Annotated in this window: 20 protein-coding genes; 5 read left to right on the top strand and 15 right to left on the bottom strand. The window is 64.7% G+C overall.

What is annotated here, in order from left to right:
* Positions 1–3: 3 nt before the first annotated feature.
* Positions 4–660: a MadR family response regulator transcription factor gene (locus tag AC1U2B_RS20075; RefSeq protein WP_480218166.1), complete on the top strand. Its 657-nt coding sequence runs from the start codon at positions 4–6 to the stop codon at positions 658–660.
* 95 nt (positions 661–755) lie between these two features.
* On the opposite strand, the gene adhP is transcribed toward AC1U2B_RS20075, so the two are convergent.
* Complete coding sequence (gene adhP, locus AC1U2B_RS20070; RefSeq protein ID WP_480218165.1) at positions 756–1,823, bottom strand: alcohol dehydrogenase AdhP; 1,068 nt, start codon at positions 1,821–1,823, stop codon at positions 756–758.
* Positions 1,824–1,915: 92 nt separating this feature from the next.
* Here adhP and AC1U2B_RS20065 point away from each other — a divergent pair, with 92 nt between their 5' ends.
* Both AC1U2B_RS20065 and AC1U2B_RS20060 read left to right on the top strand, forming a co-directional pair.
* On the top strand, positions 1,916–3,532 hold the full coding sequence (locus tag AC1U2B_RS20065; protein ID WP_480218164.1) for a PucR family transcriptional regulator: 1,617 nt from the start codon (positions 1,916–1,918) through the stop codon (positions 3,530–3,532).
* A gap of 201 nt (positions 3,533–3,733) precedes the next feature.
* Positions 3,734–4,060, top strand: a complete 327-nt coding sequence (locus tag AC1U2B_RS20060; RefSeq protein ID WP_480218163.1) for a hypothetical protein — start codon at positions 3,734–3,736, stop codon at positions 4,058–4,060.
* A gap of 8 nt (positions 4,061–4,068) precedes the next feature.
* Here the strand turns inward: AC1U2B_RS20060 and AC1U2B_RS20055 are convergent, their stop codons facing one another.
* From AC1U2B_RS20055 to AC1U2B_RS20000, 12 genes are all read right to left on the bottom strand, one after another.
* Positions 4,069–4,575, bottom strand: coding sequence for a hypothetical protein (locus tag AC1U2B_RS20055; protein ID WP_480218162.1), 507 nt, complete (start codon positions 4,573–4,575; stop codon positions 4,069–4,071).
* Between the two features lie 31 nt (positions 4,576–4,606).
* The gene (locus AC1U2B_RS20050) at positions 4,607–5,605 is read right to left on the bottom strand and encodes an alpha/beta hydrolase (RefSeq protein WP_480218161.1); all 999 of its coding nucleotides are present in this window, start codon (positions 5,603–5,605) and stop codon (positions 4,607–4,609) included.
* 213 nt (positions 5,606–5,818) lie between these two features.
* Positions 5,819–6,334 (bottom strand): DUF1707 domain-containing protein, encoded by a 516-nt coding sequence (locus AC1U2B_RS20045; RefSeq protein WP_480218160.1) that lies wholly within the window; start codon positions 6,332–6,334, stop codon positions 5,819–5,821.
* Positions 6,335–6,410: 76 nt separating this feature from the next.
* Positions 6,411–9,470 carry a hypothetical protein gene (locus AC1U2B_RS20040; protein ID WP_480218159.1) on the bottom strand — a complete coding sequence of 1,020 codons (3,060 nt, stop codon included), beginning with the start codon at positions 9,468–9,470 and terminating at the stop codon, positions 6,411–6,413.
* 113 nt (positions 9,471–9,583) lie between these two features.
* The gene (locus tag AC1U2B_RS20035) at positions 9,584–10,063 is read right to left on the bottom strand and encodes a hypothetical protein (RefSeq protein ID WP_480218158.1); all 480 of its coding nucleotides are present in this window, start codon (positions 10,061–10,063) and stop codon (positions 9,584–9,586) included.
* 279 nt (positions 10,064–10,342) lie between these two features.
* Positions 10,343–11,110, bottom strand: coding sequence for a hypothetical protein (locus AC1U2B_RS20030; protein ID WP_480218157.1), 768 nt, complete (start codon positions 11,108–11,110; stop codon positions 10,343–10,345).
* Positions 11,111–11,122: 12 nt separating this feature from the next.
* Positions 11,123–11,692: a hypothetical protein gene (locus AC1U2B_RS20025; protein ID WP_480218156.1), complete on the bottom strand. Its 570-nt coding sequence runs from the start codon at positions 11,690–11,692 to the stop codon at positions 11,123–11,125.
* Positions 11,689–12,249, bottom strand: coding sequence for a DUF6286 domain-containing protein (locus AC1U2B_RS20020; protein ID WP_480218155.1), 561 nt, complete (start codon positions 12,247–12,249; stop codon positions 11,689–11,691). Before AC1U2B_RS20020 ends, AC1U2B_RS20025 begins: the two co-directional genes overlap by 4 nt.
* On the bottom strand, positions 12,249–12,653 hold the full coding sequence (locus tag AC1U2B_RS20015; protein ID WP_480218154.1) for an Asp23/Gls24 family envelope stress response protein: 405 nt from the start codon (positions 12,651–12,653) through the stop codon (positions 12,249–12,251). The genes AC1U2B_RS20020 and AC1U2B_RS20015 overlap by 1 nt, the downstream gene beginning before the upstream one ends.
* On the bottom strand, positions 12,646–12,816 hold the full coding sequence (locus AC1U2B_RS20010) for a hypothetical protein (RefSeq protein ID WP_480218153.1): 171 nt from the start codon (positions 12,814–12,816) through the stop codon (positions 12,646–12,648). Before AC1U2B_RS20010 ends, AC1U2B_RS20015 begins: the two co-directional genes overlap by 8 nt.
* The gene (locus tag AC1U2B_RS20005) at positions 12,813–13,130 is read right to left on the bottom strand and encodes an Asp23/Gls24 family envelope stress response protein (protein WP_480218152.1); all 318 of its coding nucleotides are present in this window, start codon (positions 13,128–13,130) and stop codon (positions 12,813–12,815) included. Before AC1U2B_RS20005 ends, AC1U2B_RS20010 begins: the two co-directional genes overlap by 4 nt.
* Entirely contained in the window at positions 13,120–13,590 is a 471-nt protein-coding gene (locus AC1U2B_RS20000) for an Asp23/Gls24 family envelope stress response protein (RefSeq protein ID WP_377042019.1), read from the bottom strand. The genes AC1U2B_RS20005 and AC1U2B_RS20000 overlap by 11 nt, the downstream gene beginning before the upstream one ends.
* A gap of 196 nt (positions 13,591–13,786) precedes the next feature.
* Between AC1U2B_RS20000 and AC1U2B_RS19995 the strand changes: the two genes are divergently transcribed.
* Both AC1U2B_RS19995 and AC1U2B_RS19990 read left to right on the top strand, forming a co-directional pair.
* Positions 13,787–14,359: an RNA polymerase sigma factor gene (locus AC1U2B_RS19995; RefSeq protein ID WP_260937705.1), complete on the top strand. Its 573-nt coding sequence runs from the start codon at positions 13,787–13,789 to the stop codon at positions 14,357–14,359.
* On the top strand, positions 14,356–14,814 hold the full coding sequence (locus AC1U2B_RS19990; protein WP_083420380.1) for a hypothetical protein: 459 nt from the start codon (positions 14,356–14,358) through the stop codon (positions 14,812–14,814). Before AC1U2B_RS19995 ends, AC1U2B_RS19990 begins: the two co-directional genes overlap by 4 nt.
* Positions 14,815–14,909: 95 nt before the next feature.
* Here AC1U2B_RS19990 and whiA read toward each other — a convergent pair whose 3' ends face one another.
* Both whiA and AC1U2B_RS19980 read right to left on the bottom strand, forming a co-directional pair.
* Complete coding sequence (whiA, locus tag AC1U2B_RS19985) at positions 14,910–15,872, bottom strand: DNA-binding protein WhiA (RefSeq protein WP_480218327.1); 963 nt, start codon at positions 15,870–15,872, stop codon at positions 14,910–14,912.
* A 53-nt stretch (positions 15,873–15,925) separates the two neighbouring features.
* Positions 15,926–16,252 (bottom strand): hypothetical protein, encoded by a 327-nt coding sequence (locus AC1U2B_RS19980; RefSeq protein ID WP_480218151.1) that lies wholly within the window; start codon positions 16,250–16,252, stop codon positions 15,926–15,928.
* Positions 16,253–16,411 lie beyond the last annotated feature (159 nt).

Below are 16,411 nucleotides of genomic sequence, written 5' to 3'. Positions count from 1 at the left end.
TCGATGACTGTTGACACCAAGACCAAGGCGATCCGGCTCGCGCTGGTCGACGACCACGCCATCCTCCGGCAGGGCCTGCGTTCGCTGCTGGAACGTGAAGACGATCTCGTCGTGGTCGGCGAAGCGTCCAGCGAGCCGGAGGCCGAGGCCGTCGTCGCCGCCACCCGTCCTGACGTGGTGCTGCTCGATCTCAAACTCTCGGCGGGTTCGGACTTCGAAGGATTATCGTTGTGCACCAAGCTCTCTGGCGCACATCCCGACATCGGATTGCTGGTGCTGACCACGTTCCTGGACGAGGATCTGGTGGTACGCGCGGTGCACGCGGGAGCGCGTGGCTACGTGGTCAAAGACGTCGACACCACCGAGCTGGTACGAGCGATCCGCGCCATCTCCAACGGACAGAGCGCCTTCGACTCGCGCAGCGCCGCCGCCGTGGTCCGCTCCCTCAACGGCGGCAGCCAAGCGCGCGAGAGGCTCACCGACCGGGAAATCGAAGTGTTGCGACTGCTCGCCGCGGGCCTGTCCAACCACAAGATCGGTGAGACCCTGTTCATTTCGGCAACCACCGCCAAGTTCCACGTCAGCAACATCATGCGCAAACTCGATGTCAGCCGGCGCGCCGAGGCGGTGTACGCCGCCAGCAAAAAAGGCCTGATCTAGTCAGTCCACGCGGAAGAGGTACCGCAACGGGTGTTGGCCCGCGCGGTACCTCATCCAGGCGATCGGCGTCGTCCGTCACACGACGCTCCCCGCTGTCAGTCGTTTCGGTAGTCGATGACGACGCGCCCGTCGATCTGTCCTCGTTCCATCCGGGTGAAGACATCGTTGATGTCATCGAGACGCGCGCTGGTGACGGTTGGCTTGATCAGGCCTCGGGCGTAGAAATCCAGAGCCTCGGCCATGTCTTGACGGGTTCCGACGATCGACCCGCGAATTGTGAGTCCCTTGAGAACGATGTCGAAGATCGGTGCCGGGAAATCTCCCGGAGGCAGCCCGTTGAACACGATTGTGCCGCCACGACGGGCCAGCCCGATCGCTTGGCCGAACGCTTGCGGGTGCACGGCGGTGACCAGCACGCCATGGACTCCACCGGTGGCCTGCTGCACCGACTCGACGACGTCAGCGGTCCGTGCATTGACGACGACCTCGGCGCCGAGTCGGGTGGCGAGCGCCAGTTTGGCGTCGTCGACATCGATTGCGACAACACGTAAACCCATCGCGTGCGCGTACTGGACCGCGATATGACCCAGCCCGCCGATGCCTGAGATCGCCACCCATTGGCCGGGCCGGGTGTCGGTGACCTTGAGGCCTTTGTAGACGGTGACGCCTGCGCACAGGATCGGGGCGATTTCCAGCGGATCGGCACCGTCAGGGATGCGCGCGGCGTAGTCGGCGTTGACCAGCATGTACGTGCCGAAGCTCCCGTTGACTGAATATCCGCCGTTGCGCTGACTTTCGCACAGAGTCTCCCACCCGGTCCGGCAGTATTCGCAGCGACCGCAAGCTGACCACAACCAGGCGTTGCCGACCTTGTCTCCGACCGACAGGTCGACCACCCCCTCGCCGAGGGCGACGACCGTGCCATAGCCTTCGTGGCCCGGCACAAACGGTGGCTGCGGCTTGATCGGCCAATCACCGTGTGCTGCATGCAAATCCGTATGGCAGACACCCGAAGTTTCGAGCTTGACCAGGGCTTCACCGTAGCCCGGCGTCGGCAATTGCACATCATGCACCTGCAGCGGCACACCGAAATCGGTGACGACCGCAGCCCGCATGGTGTCGGTGCGCGCGGCGACGGTGTCAGAAGCCAGCATTTGTGTCATTGATCCATTCCATTCATGAGAGTTGTTTCTGCGAACGATCTTTGAGCCGGACCGCTGGGGGTCGAGACTCGGCATATGGGGAACCGGCGGCGGTGCGAACGGCCAAGCAACGCCGAGCCAATCGCGCAATACTCATACCGCACAACGCTATTGACAGCGACGAGCCGGCGCCCGCTCCGATTGGGCGCAATACCAGGCCCGCCGGGCGGGTGCGCAACTGCCCGATTGGACAGGTCCGCAGCCACGGGACGACGTCCGGCGCCCCGTGCCGCCACGCTCATCGCCCCGTACGCGCTCTGACACCGCCGAACGCAACTGAGGACCGACGAGAAAAATCGAGCCCGCTTTTGGTGCCGGAAACAAATCTTGACCCGATTTGTCCCAGCATCTTCCGTTTACCCATTGTGATGGATCACAATCGGCACGTGCCGCCCCCTTCCCAACTGCCGCGGATCCCGGCGGATGCTCCGCTGCGGAAGGTGATCGAGGACCGGATCGACGAGATCGCCACGGACCTTCTCCACGAAGCAGTCCAATCGATCGAGTGGCCCACCGCGATACCGATCGAACACTTCGATGACGAGGTCGTCCCGTACATCGTCGGCGGATTTCTCTACGGGTTCGCCCTGATCACCGAAGGGCGCAGGGTGACCGCGGCGGAAGCAGCCACCTTCGTGCTGCCGGTGGCCGAGCGGCATGCCGAAGATGGCATCCCCCTCCCGTTCTTGTTCACCGCACTGCACGCGGGCATCCGCAAGCTGTGGGAGATCGTGCTGGAAGAGGCGACCGACGGTGACGCCGAAACGATCGCCGCGTTGGGCATGTACCTCGCCGATCTCACCGGAACCATCAGCGTTCTGATGACCGAGGTCTACCAGGATTCAGATTTTGCGCTCCGCGCCAACACCCGCCATCAGTTGAGCGCGCTCTGCGCCGCCCTCATCGCCGGCGAACCCGACCGCGAAACAGTCGCCAAGCAAGTCGGCATCAAGCTGAGCGAGCGCTACGACGTCCTGGTGTTTCGGGTGGATGCCGACGAACCGCGCACCACCCACGAAATCCTGGCGGCACGCAGGCGGTTACGACTGGCCAACCAGGTGTTCTATGGGCGCGGCGCCAGTGAAATCCTCAACACCTTCGACGGTCACACGGGCGTCATCTTGCTGCCCACACCAACTGTCGAACCGAGCGCCGACCCGCGCATTCCCATACACCTCAGCACTCTGATCGACGCACTCACCGAACGACTCGGCGTCGCGTTCTACGCTGCGTACCACGCCGGAGCCACCCAGGACGCCATTCCCACAGCGGTCTCAGAGGCTGACGAAATCACCTCCCTGGCAAGGAAACTCGGCAGGGAACCCGGTGCCTACCAACTGACCGACATCCTGTTCGAGTACCAGTCGACGCGCCCCGGACCGGCCCGCGACCTGCTCGCCCGTCACATCGCACCGCTCAGCGACCACCCGGGGTTACTCCAGGCGCTGCAGGCACACTTGCGGCATGGCGCCGACCGGAAGGCCGCTGCCGCAGAGCTTTTCATTCATCCCAATACGCTGACCTATCGCCTACGCCGCATTCAGGACGTCACCGGCTACGACCCCACCGATCCCCATCAATCCCGATTGCTCGCCGCGGCGATGACCGTCTACGCCATCGACCATGCGGGCAAGCCAACCGCTGCGACAAACCTGGCCAATCCTGGCTAGCCGGATCAGGTATCGGTCGCGCCTTGGCCATCGAACTCGAGTCATGCGTATGCCCAAACCTATTGACCCGATAACACGGAACGAGATGTGAATTCAGCTGTGCAGCATCACGAGTCACTCCGCAGCGCTGCAACACAGTTGCGGCATGCGGCCACCAGGTGCACGAGTCCGACCGAGCGCATTCACTCGTACATCGCGACGATGATCGACCACGTCTACCCACTGGAGCGCTGCGGAAAGGCGTCAGTGCTGACGTCAATCTGGCTCAATCGTTCGGGACAGCACGTCGACCAGATCGATGCACTCGTGGACGAGTTGATCGAGCCGCTGCGCGAGGCGATTCGCGTTGGATGCCGGACAGGCGAGATGTCGTCACCGTGTCCGGACACCGATGCCCAAGCGATCTTTCATCTGGTCACGGGCATGATCCTCACCCAGGGAGCCCCCGGCCGACGCGCCTCTGCGGAGTACATCAAAGGGGTGGTGATGAACGCTGTTGCGGGCTCCCTCAAACTCGCCCGGCCCTGAACACACGACTAGCCGGATTCAGTTGATTTCGGTCGTTTCGCATGGCCGACCGCGGCGTAGGCCAAGCACACGGTAAGCACGGCGAACTTGACCAACGCAGCGCAACGCGCGCGTCGTGCATACATGTCAATCTGACTGCCGCCGAGAACTTTCAACAGCGACACGCCCTCGATCGCGTCACCAGCGACGGCTCCGGCCGCCAACAACGGAAGCGCCGCAGAGTGGCCTTGACGACAGCGCGCCCGCTCCACCAGGAGTGCTGTGTGCGCACCGTAGGTGAGCATGTAGCCGAAATCGAGCCACAGAGACACTCGAGCCAGGCGCCGGCCCCGAGTTCCCCAGCGCGCCATCATCTCTGCGGACCGGTACGCGTTGCCGGCCAGCTCGAACCGGACGATGCCCGGGCCGCCGGTCTGGCGGAGTCGCCGCTCAATTTCCAGCATGACCACGGTGTAGGCGGCATAGGCAACCGTCACGCGACGGAGCAAGCCGGGGCTGCCGATCATTTCGGCCATCAGCGACGCTCCGACGCGATCGGTTGCCGCACTACGCGGACTGCTCCTGCGCCGCGCTGCCGGCGAAGGCCGACTCGACGAACTGCGTCGCCTCGCGCAGCGCACGCGCCGCTTCCGGAACGATCGAGGCCGCGGCCTGGAAGACGTGGACCTGGTCCCGCCACACCTGCAACTGATGCGGCACACCGGCCTTCGTCAGTTCAACGGCAAGCAGCTCGGCGTCAGGGCACAGCAGTTCGGTCGAGCTCACCTGGATCAGGGACGGCGGTAGCCCCTTGAGGTCCGCATCGAGCAACCGGTGATCGTCTTCGGGCGGGCTGTGCCGCATGACGAATTGATGGAACGCGCGGGCAAAGGCCTTCGAGAACAGCACATCGGTTGCTCCCGAGGGCGCATCGATCTTGGCCTGCACGTCAAAGTCGGTCAGCGGCGCCATCGAGACGATCGCGCCGGGCATGGGCAACCCACGTTGGCCCGCGAACAGGGCAGTGATGAACACCAAGTACGCACCGGCCGAGTCACCCATGAACGCGATGTTCTCCGGCGCAATGCCTCGCCCGAGCGCGAATCGATAGGCGTCGATGCAGTCCTCGATGCCGTCGGCAATGCTGTGCCCGGGCAGCTTGCGGTAATCCACCGCAAGGACCTCGCTCTGCAGCGACGCCGCAATCCGCGAGATCATCTGCCGGTGCAGGTGACGGCCACCGACCAGGAAAGCGCCGCCGTGCATGTAGACGACGTAGCGGTCCCCGCGCATCGACGCCGGCCGGGTCGTCTCGGCGGAGCAACGCGCAAGGCTGACGGGCCTTCTGGTGGTTCCCGAGACCGACCGCAGGACGCGACCGACGTGATCAACCGCTCGGTACGGCCACGGCAGCCCAGGCGCCATCGCCCACACCGTCAAGACCGGCTTGACCGTGGCCTTCAACGTCAACGCGAGGATGCGCGACTGGATGCTGCCGCCTTCGAACTCGACACGACGGGAGTTACCCAGGTCCAGCGGGATCAGATTCTCGGGTTTGGCAACCACGTTGTAGCCCTCCTGTATCAACGAGCCCCGTTCGGTGGCTGCGACAGCGCCGATGCTGCCTCGTTGTTCGAATCAGTATCGATGTCCGGTTGGCTGCCGTCTCTACACCGAGGGCAGAAGTATCAGACTCGGCTTTTGTGACGCGTCACAAAAGCCGAGCTCAGCACGGATCCCCGCATTCAGTGCTGAGTGATGGCACTACCTGCACCACTCTCATTGCACCCCATGCGATCTGACCCGTCCGCGGCAGTCGACACGCGCGGTTGCGGCAGGCTTGCCCCGATTGGCCAGGACACCAATTGCTGTGGGAATCGACAAAGCACACCCCCAGGGGACCGCCACCCAGAACGGCCAGAAATAGCCGCCGCCGGTGGAGAGCCAGATCGCGAGGCACATGATGTTCACCGCAACCCATGGCATCCACATGATCACGACCCATCCCGGAATCGCTTGCTTCCGTTGTCGTTTCGGCTCAGGTCGGTAATCCGGTAGGTCAGACACGATCTCCGCGAGCTCGCCGCGGGTTTCCACTTGGTAGAGCCGCTGCAGACGACTGTCGTACTCCGTCAGCGTCAGTCGTCCGTCCGCGACAGCCCGGCTGAGCCTGCGCGAGACGGCGTCGCGGTCGGTGTCGCCGACCCGGATGTGATCGCCGAGGGTATCGATCGCGGTACTGCCGGCCGTGTCGCGCGCCGACTCGGGGAACCGGAAGTTCTCATGGTGGTGCATGGTGCAACTCCATTCGCCATAACGGTGTTATGGATATTCATAACACCGTTATGAGGCGGTGGCAAGGGTCGCGAGCTCATTTCTCCTTGCATCCATCTGGTGGCTGGCCCGTCGCGCCGGTGAACCATTGCGCGACAATCGCCGCGGAACAGCGGTTGTACTTGTTGCCAAGCTGGTGACCCAGCGATTTCTTCGACCGCTCGGAGAGAGTCCAGCCGAGCGGGGCCTCAACACCGGGCTGCGCGACGGGGTAGAAATCGACGACGTCCGGCAACTCCCAGTCCGGGCGCGCGGGGCCAGACGCCACGTCTCCGCCGCATCGGCCCGGCGGGAAGAACTTCTCGAAGTCCAAGGCAGCAGCCTGCCTGGCAGCAGCCGACCGGGCGTTACCCACCGCACCGAACGCTGCGAGCGGGGCGATCAGCCCGGGCGGGCGATTCGGTATCTCGGATTTGGTCGACGTCACGTAGCCGTTGTCGATCAGGATCAGCTTGGGAGAAAAGCACTTTCCGTCCATCTTCTCGACGCGCGCCAGCCACTTGACCACCTCCGGCCACGCCAGCGCCAGCGGGGCGGCCGCAGACGCATCGATCAGTCCACCGTCAAGGTCGAATGTGCGGACGGCTCGGTCCTTGCACCAGTACAACGTGCCGTTCGGTGAGACGTACGGGAACCGCGCGCTGAGCAACGCTGCCGTGGACAGCGACAGATCCTTGGGGTCACCGGGCTGCTTGACGTCCGCCGGACACGTGCTGTCGAACGCGTCTTTGGTGGCAGCCAGCGTCTGCAGCTGGGCATGGGCACCCTCGATCGGCGTCACCACGCGATCTATCGAGAGGCAGTTGTTCGACGACGTGCCTGCGTCGGCCAGCTTGAGCACCGATACCGTCACCCGGCAGCCGTCCGTGACCGAGGTGCCGTTCAGCGCCAAAAGCGGAAAGTCGAGGCGCCCGGGACTCGACCACGCCGTGGCCAAGAAACCGGACTCCAGATCACCGTTTGCCTCGCGAACCGACTTCTCCCAGGATCTTTCCAAGATCGCCGCGCTGTCCTGGCCGTCTGCGCGTACGCGCACAAAGGCGTTGGGCAGATCCCGAAAGGCGACGCCTGCCACCGTCGGTCCGAGAAAGTCATTGCCCAGCGGCTCCGACCACGGATTGTGAGAAACGTCCTTGAACGCCTTGGTCACCGCGAGACCGAGGCTGCCCCCTGAAATTCCACTTGCCAGAAAGATCGAATCCATCGGCATCGGCTGGGCGCACACATTGTCCACATCCATACCGATCGGCTTACGGCCGGAGCTATCCTGGCCCTTGACAAGACAATTCAGCACGATCGTCGTCCAGTAGGCAGCACGGATACCGCCCCCTGCGGAGGCGACGAACACCAGTGGAATCGGCTCACGCTTGGCCGGCCGGTTTGGGGTCACCTCGGTTTGCGATCGGCTCCACTGATCGAGCGCTTCATCGACCGTCACCCGGCTGCCGGCAGCCGCATCCTTCAATCGGACCGAGTGGTACGTGGATTGGCCGTCGGTCAACGACGTTGCCACGGCGCTGATCAGGACGATCGCGATCACCGGTAGGCGCCGTAATCCACTGGCAGCAAGCACATTCCCGGGATAGTAGGCATCGCTGAGCAGCACCAGCGCGGCGAAGCCGAGCGTCAGCGCGAAGACGAGGGCGAACAACACGCCCCAGGGTCCGAGAACACTCCCTGTTATCTGCGGCGAACAGCCAAGGGCCCCAAAAGCTATCAATGACGCAACAGCAAGTGCCAGACGCCGCCACAGGGACGGATCCTTGTTTCGATCAGTGGCGTGGTCACACAGTTTCGGCGACCAGTGGACAACCGCCGTGACCACCAGGATGCAAAGCACCATGCACAACAGCAGCCACCATCCGGTGTCGTCCTTGACCGCGAACAACCGCGCACCGTTGCGCATCGACAGCGCGAACAGCACGGCGAAAGGGGCCACCGACAGCGCGCCGGCAACCCGGGCACCCCATTGAGTATTCATGCGAATCTCGTCCGGCCGCTTGTCGACGGCAGCGTCGCGCTTGAACCCGAACAGCCCGAGCAAGAGTGCGATCGCGCCGGGCACGAACGCCACTTGCCCGGCGGGCCAGTGCAGGGCGATAGCGGCGCCGCCGACGACCATGGCGCCGAATCCAAGAGACAGGATGATCGTGTTGGCCTTCTTGGTCTCTGCAGGGCCCGGCACCGAAGGCTCCGACTGATAGGCATGCAGGACCATGCGGGCAGTGGCCAGGAGCGTGCCGGTGGTGACGATGGCAACGATCGCCGTGGCGATGATCAGATACGCGTGATGCGGTTCGAACAGCAGCAGAAATGCGTCATCGAGCTGCCTGCCCAAGTCAGAACCCAACGCAAGTAGTGCGATCAGGATCAGCGCGAGCCCCAGATGTGCGCGCAGCGCGACCACCGCACGGCGGCGACTCACCTTTTCCTTCGAGTCTTCCTTTGAGGACACCGGTGGCCCCAACGTCCCGGCCAGCCCAGCAGCACAGCCAAGGGCGGCACTGAACAGGAACAGGAGCTTCGCTGCCGACACCACGCCGACGGCCGGGATGGCCCAGCCGACGTGCTGAATCAGCCAGTGGAGCACCCCAAAGGTGTTCGGCCCGGTCGCCAGACCGGGGTTGAGGAGAACCGTGATACCAAGCAACACAACGTCTTCGACGATGTCGAATGCCAGGTAGGCGGCCGTCGCGTAGGAGGCGAAACGTAGCGGCTGCGCGAGGCCGGCCCGCCAGTCCCCAAAGGCCGGGGCGAGGTGGATTTCGGAATACCGCACTGCCCCGAGCAGCAGCAGCACGACGGGAAATGCGATGAAGATGATGTCCACGCCGAGGTACATGAACACCAGGCCGTACGGGGACAGGACACGCTGACCGAAGTGGTCGTTGAAATACGTATTCCAGCCCCACCATTCACTGATCGCCGTCGCGTTGGTGCTGGCATTACTCTGCGCGATCGATGACGGCGAGAGAATGGCAGACGCCGATACCGAAGCGTGGCCGGGCTGGTGCATGAGCGCCAGCGTGTCGTCGATGACCGCCAGGGCGCCGAGGCCTGCGTACAGCAGGAAACACGCCATCAGGGCAGTGCGCACACCTGGTTTCGTGATTCGGGATAGCAGTGTCCGATTGCCCTCGTCGCCCAAATCCGCTGTTGCATCATCGGATTGAGTATCGGATGCTGTAGTGGTCATACCGCGACTCCTGGTCAGAATTTGCACACGCGGGTGTAGGTGGCGCCGTAATCGCGCGTCGCGGACAGCGCCACGGCGACCCGCTCCACGGTCTTGTCGACCACCGCCCGACTCAGGTTTCCGGCGGTCAATGCCGGTGCGGCGGTGTAGATCCGGGATCGCCACTGTTGGGCAGTCGGCTTCGAATCGGTGGACTTACGCATCGCTGTACAGGCCGCGAACTTGACCATTTTCTCCTCCGGATTCCCCTTCTCGAGGCGCGTCAGGAGCTGATCGAGTGATCCGGTCGTCGGCACGACGGGTGGCACGCCAACTTTCGGCATGCCGGGCGGCGCCCCCAGCTTCGGCAGTTCGGGAGGCACTTCGATCTTGGGTAACACCGGCGGCGGATGGACTCCGGCCACTTCCTTGCCGACTACGACAGCTTCCTTGCCGGCAACGACAGCCGTACGAGGCTGACACCCGCCAACCGACGCCGCGACTACCGCAACCACTATCAATAACGTTGTACGAGAACGTATTCGGCTAACCGAACCAGTCATGAGGCGCCTCGCCCTGCTGTGGATGCCTACTGTGGGGCCACCGGCCCCGGATTCAGGACAGCGAGAAGGGTTGCCAGCACCGCACCAGTCCCCCGCCCCGTCGTCCGCCCTGTGAGAATCACTGCAAACGCATCCATCATCGTAGGACTCCCACAGCAACTCCTACGAGAATCCGCAGCAAATTTCATACGTTCGGCGGACACCGTGCTGGTCGCACGCACAGCACCGACGTCAGTCGACGAGCTTGGTCAAGCAGTACACCCGCTGAGGGGACGTGAACACCATCGCCTTTGCCGCAGTGGCACAGGCCGTTTCGTCGACGCTGTCATCGATGCGCTGGGCTACCTTGAACACCCCGGTGTGAGAGTTGGCGATGGTCGGGGCCTGCGCGCAATCAATGTTCGTGACGCTCTTACCGGTGAGATCCAGCGCGTAGCAGTCCCCCTGATGCAGGTTCAGCGCAAAGCACAAGCTCGCGGCCTTGGGGTCATCCTGATTGCTGGTGGCGTAGAAGTACGGACCGTCCGACGGCGCCTTGCCATCCGGGCACAGACCCATCGAGGTCTCGCCCGCCAATTCGTAGACAGCATCTGATGATTCACAGCTGGTCGAGGTGAAATGGAACTTCTCGTAGTCGGCGGTCGTGACGCACTGCCCCGATTTCAGCTGGACACCGAAGGCGGCGGTGGTCCCGCGATGTCCGGTGAGGGCCACACTGGCGATGCCGCCGAGCACAACCAGCGATACCACCGCGCCCACGATCCACACCCACGGCTTGATCGCAGACTTGCGCGGCGGCGGCGGGAAGCCTGACATCGGGTTCGGCGGACCGTAGTTCGTCGGCTGGCCGGCCCAGGGTTGCGGGTTCGGTGCCGGCCAACCCGGCTGCGGCTGCCACCCCGGCTGACCCGGCGTCGACGGGATCGGTTGGCCCGGCTGGCCTACTGGCGGCTGGTGCTGCGGGGCGCCCCACGAGCCGTCCTGCGGTGGTTGAGTCACCGATCGATCATGTCAGCCAGGGCGCTTGATCTTGGCAATCTGCACCACAGCGCGTACCGCCACCGCGTTGTCGCTGGTATCCCCGATGGCTCGAGCGATGTCGGCGCAGGTGCTGTCGATCGCCGAGATGACGCGATGCAGGCCGGCCGGATGGGCAACGGTGACAGTCAGTTCGACGGTGGATGCACGTCGATCGACGACTGTTTTCCCCTTGACGGACTGCACATTCGACTCACGCTCCAGGGCGGCCGCAGCCGCCGATGCAACGCCGTCGAGGTTCACGGTGATGAACCCGGGATCGGTCGTGCCGGCCACACGCAGGACCGGTGCCTTGCGGATCGGCACATGCGAGATCAGCCAAACCAGCGCGATCAGCACCAGTACTGTTCCTGCGCCGGCCAGCCCCCATGCCCACCACGTCGAAGATGTGGCGCGCACGACCGGTCCGGTACTGATGCGTTCCGGCGCGGCGCGCACCCAGTGGGTGGGCCACAGCACCGCCGCCGCGCCGATCGTGGTCACCACGATTCCGGCGACCAAAGTCGCGGCGCGGTCCAGCAGGTCGGTCGGCCTCAGGCTCATGCCGACCCGTTCGTGCCGACGCGCACGGTGATTCGCGGTGTCGGAATGAGGATTTCGGTGGCGCTACCGACCACGGCGGCGATCGCGCCCTTGGCCGCGACTTCGGACTCAACTCCGGTGAGTCCGACGTACAGCGTCACCTTTCGGCGGGTGGCCGCCGAGTTCAGCACCTCGACACCAGGCACGGAGCAGGCCGCGTACGACGCCAGTCGGGCGACATCGCGCGGGCGCATCCACACCGATCCCGCCGCGTCGACGGCAACCACCGTCTTGCGCCGCGGCAGTAACGCCATGACCATCAGCCACACTCCGATGACGAGCACGCCGGCGCCAGCGGGAACCATCCACCACTGGCTATGCAGGCCGTTCAGTGCGGTGGCGGTAGTGCCGATCCATGGTGTGCCTGCCACGAAGCCCAGCACGACTCCGGCGTCGCGCAGCGCCACGAATCCGACGATCAGCAGAATCAGAGCCAGCACCACGGCGATGTATCGCGCGGTGGCAGCGGTGACCGGGGCGCGACCAGGTATCGGCAGCGCAAATGCGTCGGCGGTCATCATTGAATCCTCTTCACATCTTTGGTGGCGGTACTGAATTGTTCGACGGTGACGTCGACGCGGTCGACCTGCAATCCAGCCATGCTCGACAACGTCTGCGCGACATTGCGTTGCACAGCGCGCGCAACGTCCACCGCCGGCGCCGGCCACGCCACTGTGACCTTGAGGTGGGCTGTGACGCGGTTGCCGGTGACGGTCAGCTGCGCTTGCGGCAGCGATCGGCCGGCGATCTTCGTCAGTCCTTCCGAGAAGGGCAGCACATCGGGGGTGTCGAGCGCCGCACGAACCGCGAGCCGATGCGCGACCTTCTCGCGGACGGTCAGGGTGCCGCGCGTGGCGGCACCGTCGTCGTCATCGGATTCGCGTTGCGGCAGTATCGGTTCCGCGGCTGTCGACTCAGTCACGGCCGCGACCTCGCAGCAATGCGGCCAGATTGGCCAGATCGAGTTCGCCGTCGCGGTGGGCGCCGAGCAGGTACCCCGCCACGCCGAGCAGCAACGCGACGATGAAACCCCACAGGCCACCGGCAGCCGCGGCCACGCCGGGGCGCTCCGGGGCGATCCTCAACCGGAAGCTGGTGTCACCGGCAGGAGATCTTCGACGGTGACGTCGACCGGTAGGTCGGTGATCGCGGAGACGGCACGCTGGATGGCGGTAGCCGTCTGCCGCACCGGCGCGTCGAGCGCAAGACTGACGTGCACGTCGACGCGGTCGGCCCCGATCCGAATCCCGGAGACCCGCCGGCCCGGCAGGTAGGTGGCCACCTCGCCGAACATCCCGCCGTGCAACCCCGCCACACCCTTGACCGCAGTCACCGCGGCGGCGATGCGTTCAGCGTCGTCCTCCGGAGCTGCTGCCCGCGTCGGGGCATCACTGGACACGAGCGGGCGCGGCGTCAGCGTCGTCGCCGCCGCCGCCGTCACTGTCAAGGTGCACGTCGTGCACGGTGATGTTGACCTCGGTGACCTCGAGTCCGGTCATGCGTTCGATGGCGGCGATGACGTTTCGCCGGATACCTGCGGCCAGGTCGGCGATCGCCACGCCGTATTCGGCGACGATGTCGATGTCGACGGCGGCCTGCTTCTCGCCGATCTCGACCGACACGCCCTGGCTCTGGTTGACGCTGGCACCCGGGATTCGCTCCCGGAGGGCGCCGACCATCCGCGACGCGCCGCCGCCCAGGTCGTACACGCCGCTCACTTCGCGGGTGGCGATCCCGGCGATCTTCGAGACCACGATGTCCGCGATCGTCGTCTTGCCCTGCGAGCTCACCAACGGCGATCCCTGGTAAGGGCTCATTTCCTTACTGGACGACTCCACTTCGGCCTCCGCACTGGTCATCATCACTCCCCTTTCGACTGCCGACACATGGGTAGTCGCTACCCAGGGCCTGAACCGAACGTGCCCGTCGAGTGATTCAGGACACATTTGACGATTCTCAGCTCAGCATGCCCTCAACGGAACCACAACTCGACTAACTCTTGCAGTGAGGGCCTATATTTCAGGAGCGGCGAAGCGCAGCTGAGAGCGGAGTGTGGTGATAGCGCCAACCGGTGGCGACCTACGCGACGCCGACGACGAGGCTTTACGAGCCGCGGCCGTCATCGGCGATCGCGAGGCGTTTGACGTCATCGTCACCCGGTACGGGCCCGTGCTCTACCGGTATGCCCGGCGAATGCTCGCCTCCGAAGCTGACGTCCCAGATGTCGTGCAGGACACCTTCGTTGCCGCCTGGCAACAGATCGCAGGCTTCCGCGGCAGCTCGTCGCTTCGGACGTGGTTGTTCGCGATCTGCTACCGCAAGATCGCCGACACACACCGGCTCAAGCGGGCAAAACCGGTCGAAGACTGGGTGCTGGAACCCTTGGCCGGACCAGACCCGTCCGCCGACCCTTTCACCGCCGCGTCCAACGCCGCGTTTTTGGCCGCCCTCGAACAAGCGCTTGACGAACTGCCGGTACGCCAGCGCGCGGTGTGGATGATGCGGGAGATCGAGCAGATGACGTTCCCTGAGATCGGCGAAGTGCTACACCTCAGTTCCGATGCAGTGCGCGGACACCACGTTCGGGCGATCAAGACGTTGCGAGTTCTGTTGGGGAGGTGGCAGTGACAGAGCCTGATCCCATCCTGCACCGCGCAGCCTCATACCTGCGGTCGGTGCCCGAACCCGGCTGGGACGCCATCAGCGACCGGGTGCGCGCGGCCATACACAGCGCAACCCGGACCGGTTGGCCCATCCGCGCCTCGCGGGATACCGACGACGGCGTGGTGTACATCAGCGATCACGCGCTGCGCAGCCTGCTGGCCCGGGAGTTGCGGCGGCGATTCGTCTGCCAGCCGACCCGCATCGACTTCACGCTCGACGGTGCCGTGCTGCGCGCAGTCGACATCGACGTCACCGGAAGCTACGGCACGCAACTGCGCGAACTCGGCGACGACATCCGCCGCTTGGTACTGGACACGATCCGCCCCATCCTCGACAACCTCGACGACAACGGCAGCACTCCGGCCGGGCCCATCGACGTGACCGTCACCGACGTCGTCGACGGCGACCCGCTGGGGTAGCCCGGGCACAACGAACGCGCACTACGGCGGATTTGCACCGGTGATTGGATGAAAAATGTTGCCCCGCAATATCTTGCGGGGCACGGCATCGGCGCCTAGCACCTGCCCCGGTCAGCCGCAGTGATGGCGACGGCGGTGCCGGCAATTCCAGCTCGCTCGGCAGCCCGGTCGGCCATCCCCATCAGGCGCCGAAGCCGGCCGGCGACGGCGTTCTTGGTCATCGGGGGCTCGGCGAGGCGGCCCAACTCGTCCAGTGACAGGTCGGGGTGCTGGATGCGCAAACGTGCGATTGCGACGAAATGAGCGGGTGCCGCGTCACCGAGGATCTCCAGGGCGCGTTGCGCCCGGATCGCGGTCACCATGGCCGACTGCTGGGCACGACGTTGGTTGGAGTCCACCAGTGCCGCGTCCACGGTCGGTGTGGTGCCGGTTCGTTGGTGTGATTGCCAGGCCGCCCGGGTCTGTTGGGCGCCAATTCGATTCAACAAGGTGTCGATCGTGTCGGCGTCGCGAACGGTGATCCGCTCGGCACCGCGCAGCTGACGCGCTCGGATGTGCACACCGAATCTGCGCGCAGCCCCGGCCAGGGCCGAGGCGGCTTCGACCCCGGGGCATTCGACCTCAAGCCCCCGTGCGCGACCGGCCAGCGCCAGCGAACCGCGGGCGAGGAACGCGCCCCGCCACACCGCTTCGGCGTCGGCCGTACTACCCGCGACGATCTGCGGCGGCATGCCCCGGACCGGCCGACCCCGACGGTCGATCAGCCCGGTCAACCGGGCCACATCTTCGGCCTCGTGGGCAACGTGCACCACGTATCGGGAGCGGGTGGCGATGCTCGGCAGTGCGCGTATTTCGGCCGCACATCCGTACAAGTCCTTGAGGTCTCTGCAGACACGTGTGGCGATCGGCTCGCGATCGACCTCTGCGTCAATCACGGCGCGTCCCTTGACGATACGCAGCCCGCCGGCGAATTGCAGGAGTGCAGTCACTTCCGCCTTGCGCGCACTGGCCAGATGCACGACCGTACCGGCAAGCTCATCCTTGGCGCTCGGTGTCAACATCATAAGTCCCCCACTGCCTCACCTGATCGAATCCCGTTTGTACAGCTGCCTTATGCGCCGCATCGCGAGTCGCCGTGTTGGCGACACTGTGCGAGCTGGTGCATGAGGCGCTCGGAGACCGGACCGTCGGGATGGTGCAGCGCACGCCAGGTTTCCAGCGTTCCCATCAGGGCTTCTGGGACCGTAAGTTGTTCGCGGACAACGACGGTGATCAACGTTTCGATCACCGTGCCGAATTCTCCGATGCCCAGGTTCACGTAGGCGTTGTTGAGCTCGGAAACTGTCAAGCGAGAACGAATGCTCTCCACCAGTTCCCACGCAACATCGGACTCGCTACTCAACGACATCAATCCCTTCAGCTCGCCCACCATCACCACGCCCCCATTTCCTGCGTTATAGGGGGTAGTCGTGATCCAGCGCCCGAACCGAACGTCGCCGTCGCGTGATCCGGGACACATGATGAGGGGTTCGACTCATTGGCGCAGGCAAGCTGCCGGAAGAATCACCAACGCCGGCCGTAGCTGTATAGCTACGGC

The sequence above is a fragment of the Mycolicibacterium sp. P4_G11 genome (genome assembly GCF_056555145.1).
Note: the sequence above shows the minus strand (reverse complement) of the source record. Positions and strands in the feature narration are given on the sequence as shown.

Bases quoted from the DNA above. Each gene is read 5' to 3' on its own strand.
- AC1U2B_RS20075 (WP_480218166.1), top strand. From the start codon at position 4: ATGACTGTTGACACCAAGACCAAGGCGATCCGGCTCGCGCTGGTCGAC.
- adhP (WP_480218165.1), bottom strand. From the start codon at position 1,823: ATGACACAAATGCTGGCTTCTGACACCGTCGCCGCGCGCACCGACACC.
- AC1U2B_RS20060 (WP_480218163.1), top strand. From the start codon at position 3,734: ATGATCGACCACGTCTACCCACTGGAGCGCTGCGGAAAGGCGTCAGTG.
- AC1U2B_RS20055 (WP_480218162.1), bottom strand. From the start codon at position 4,575: ATGGCCGAAATGATCGGCAGCCCCGGCTTGCTCCGTCGCGTGACGGTT.
- AC1U2B_RS20045 (WP_480218160.1), bottom strand. From the start codon at position 6,334: ATGCACCACCATGAGAACTTCCGGTTCCCCGAGTCGGCGCGCGACACG.
- AC1U2B_RS20025 (WP_480218156.1), bottom strand. From the start codon at position 11,692: ATGAGCCTGAGGCCGACCGACCTGCTGGACCGCGCCGCGACTTTGGTC.
- AC1U2B_RS20020 (WP_480218155.1), bottom strand. From the start codon at position 12,249: ATGACCGCCGACGCATTTGCGCTGCCGATACCTGGTCGCGCCCCGGTC.
- AC1U2B_RS20000 (WP_377042019.1), bottom strand. From the start codon at position 13,590: ATGACCAGTGCGGAGGCCGAAGTGGAGTCGTCCAGTAAGGAAATGAGC.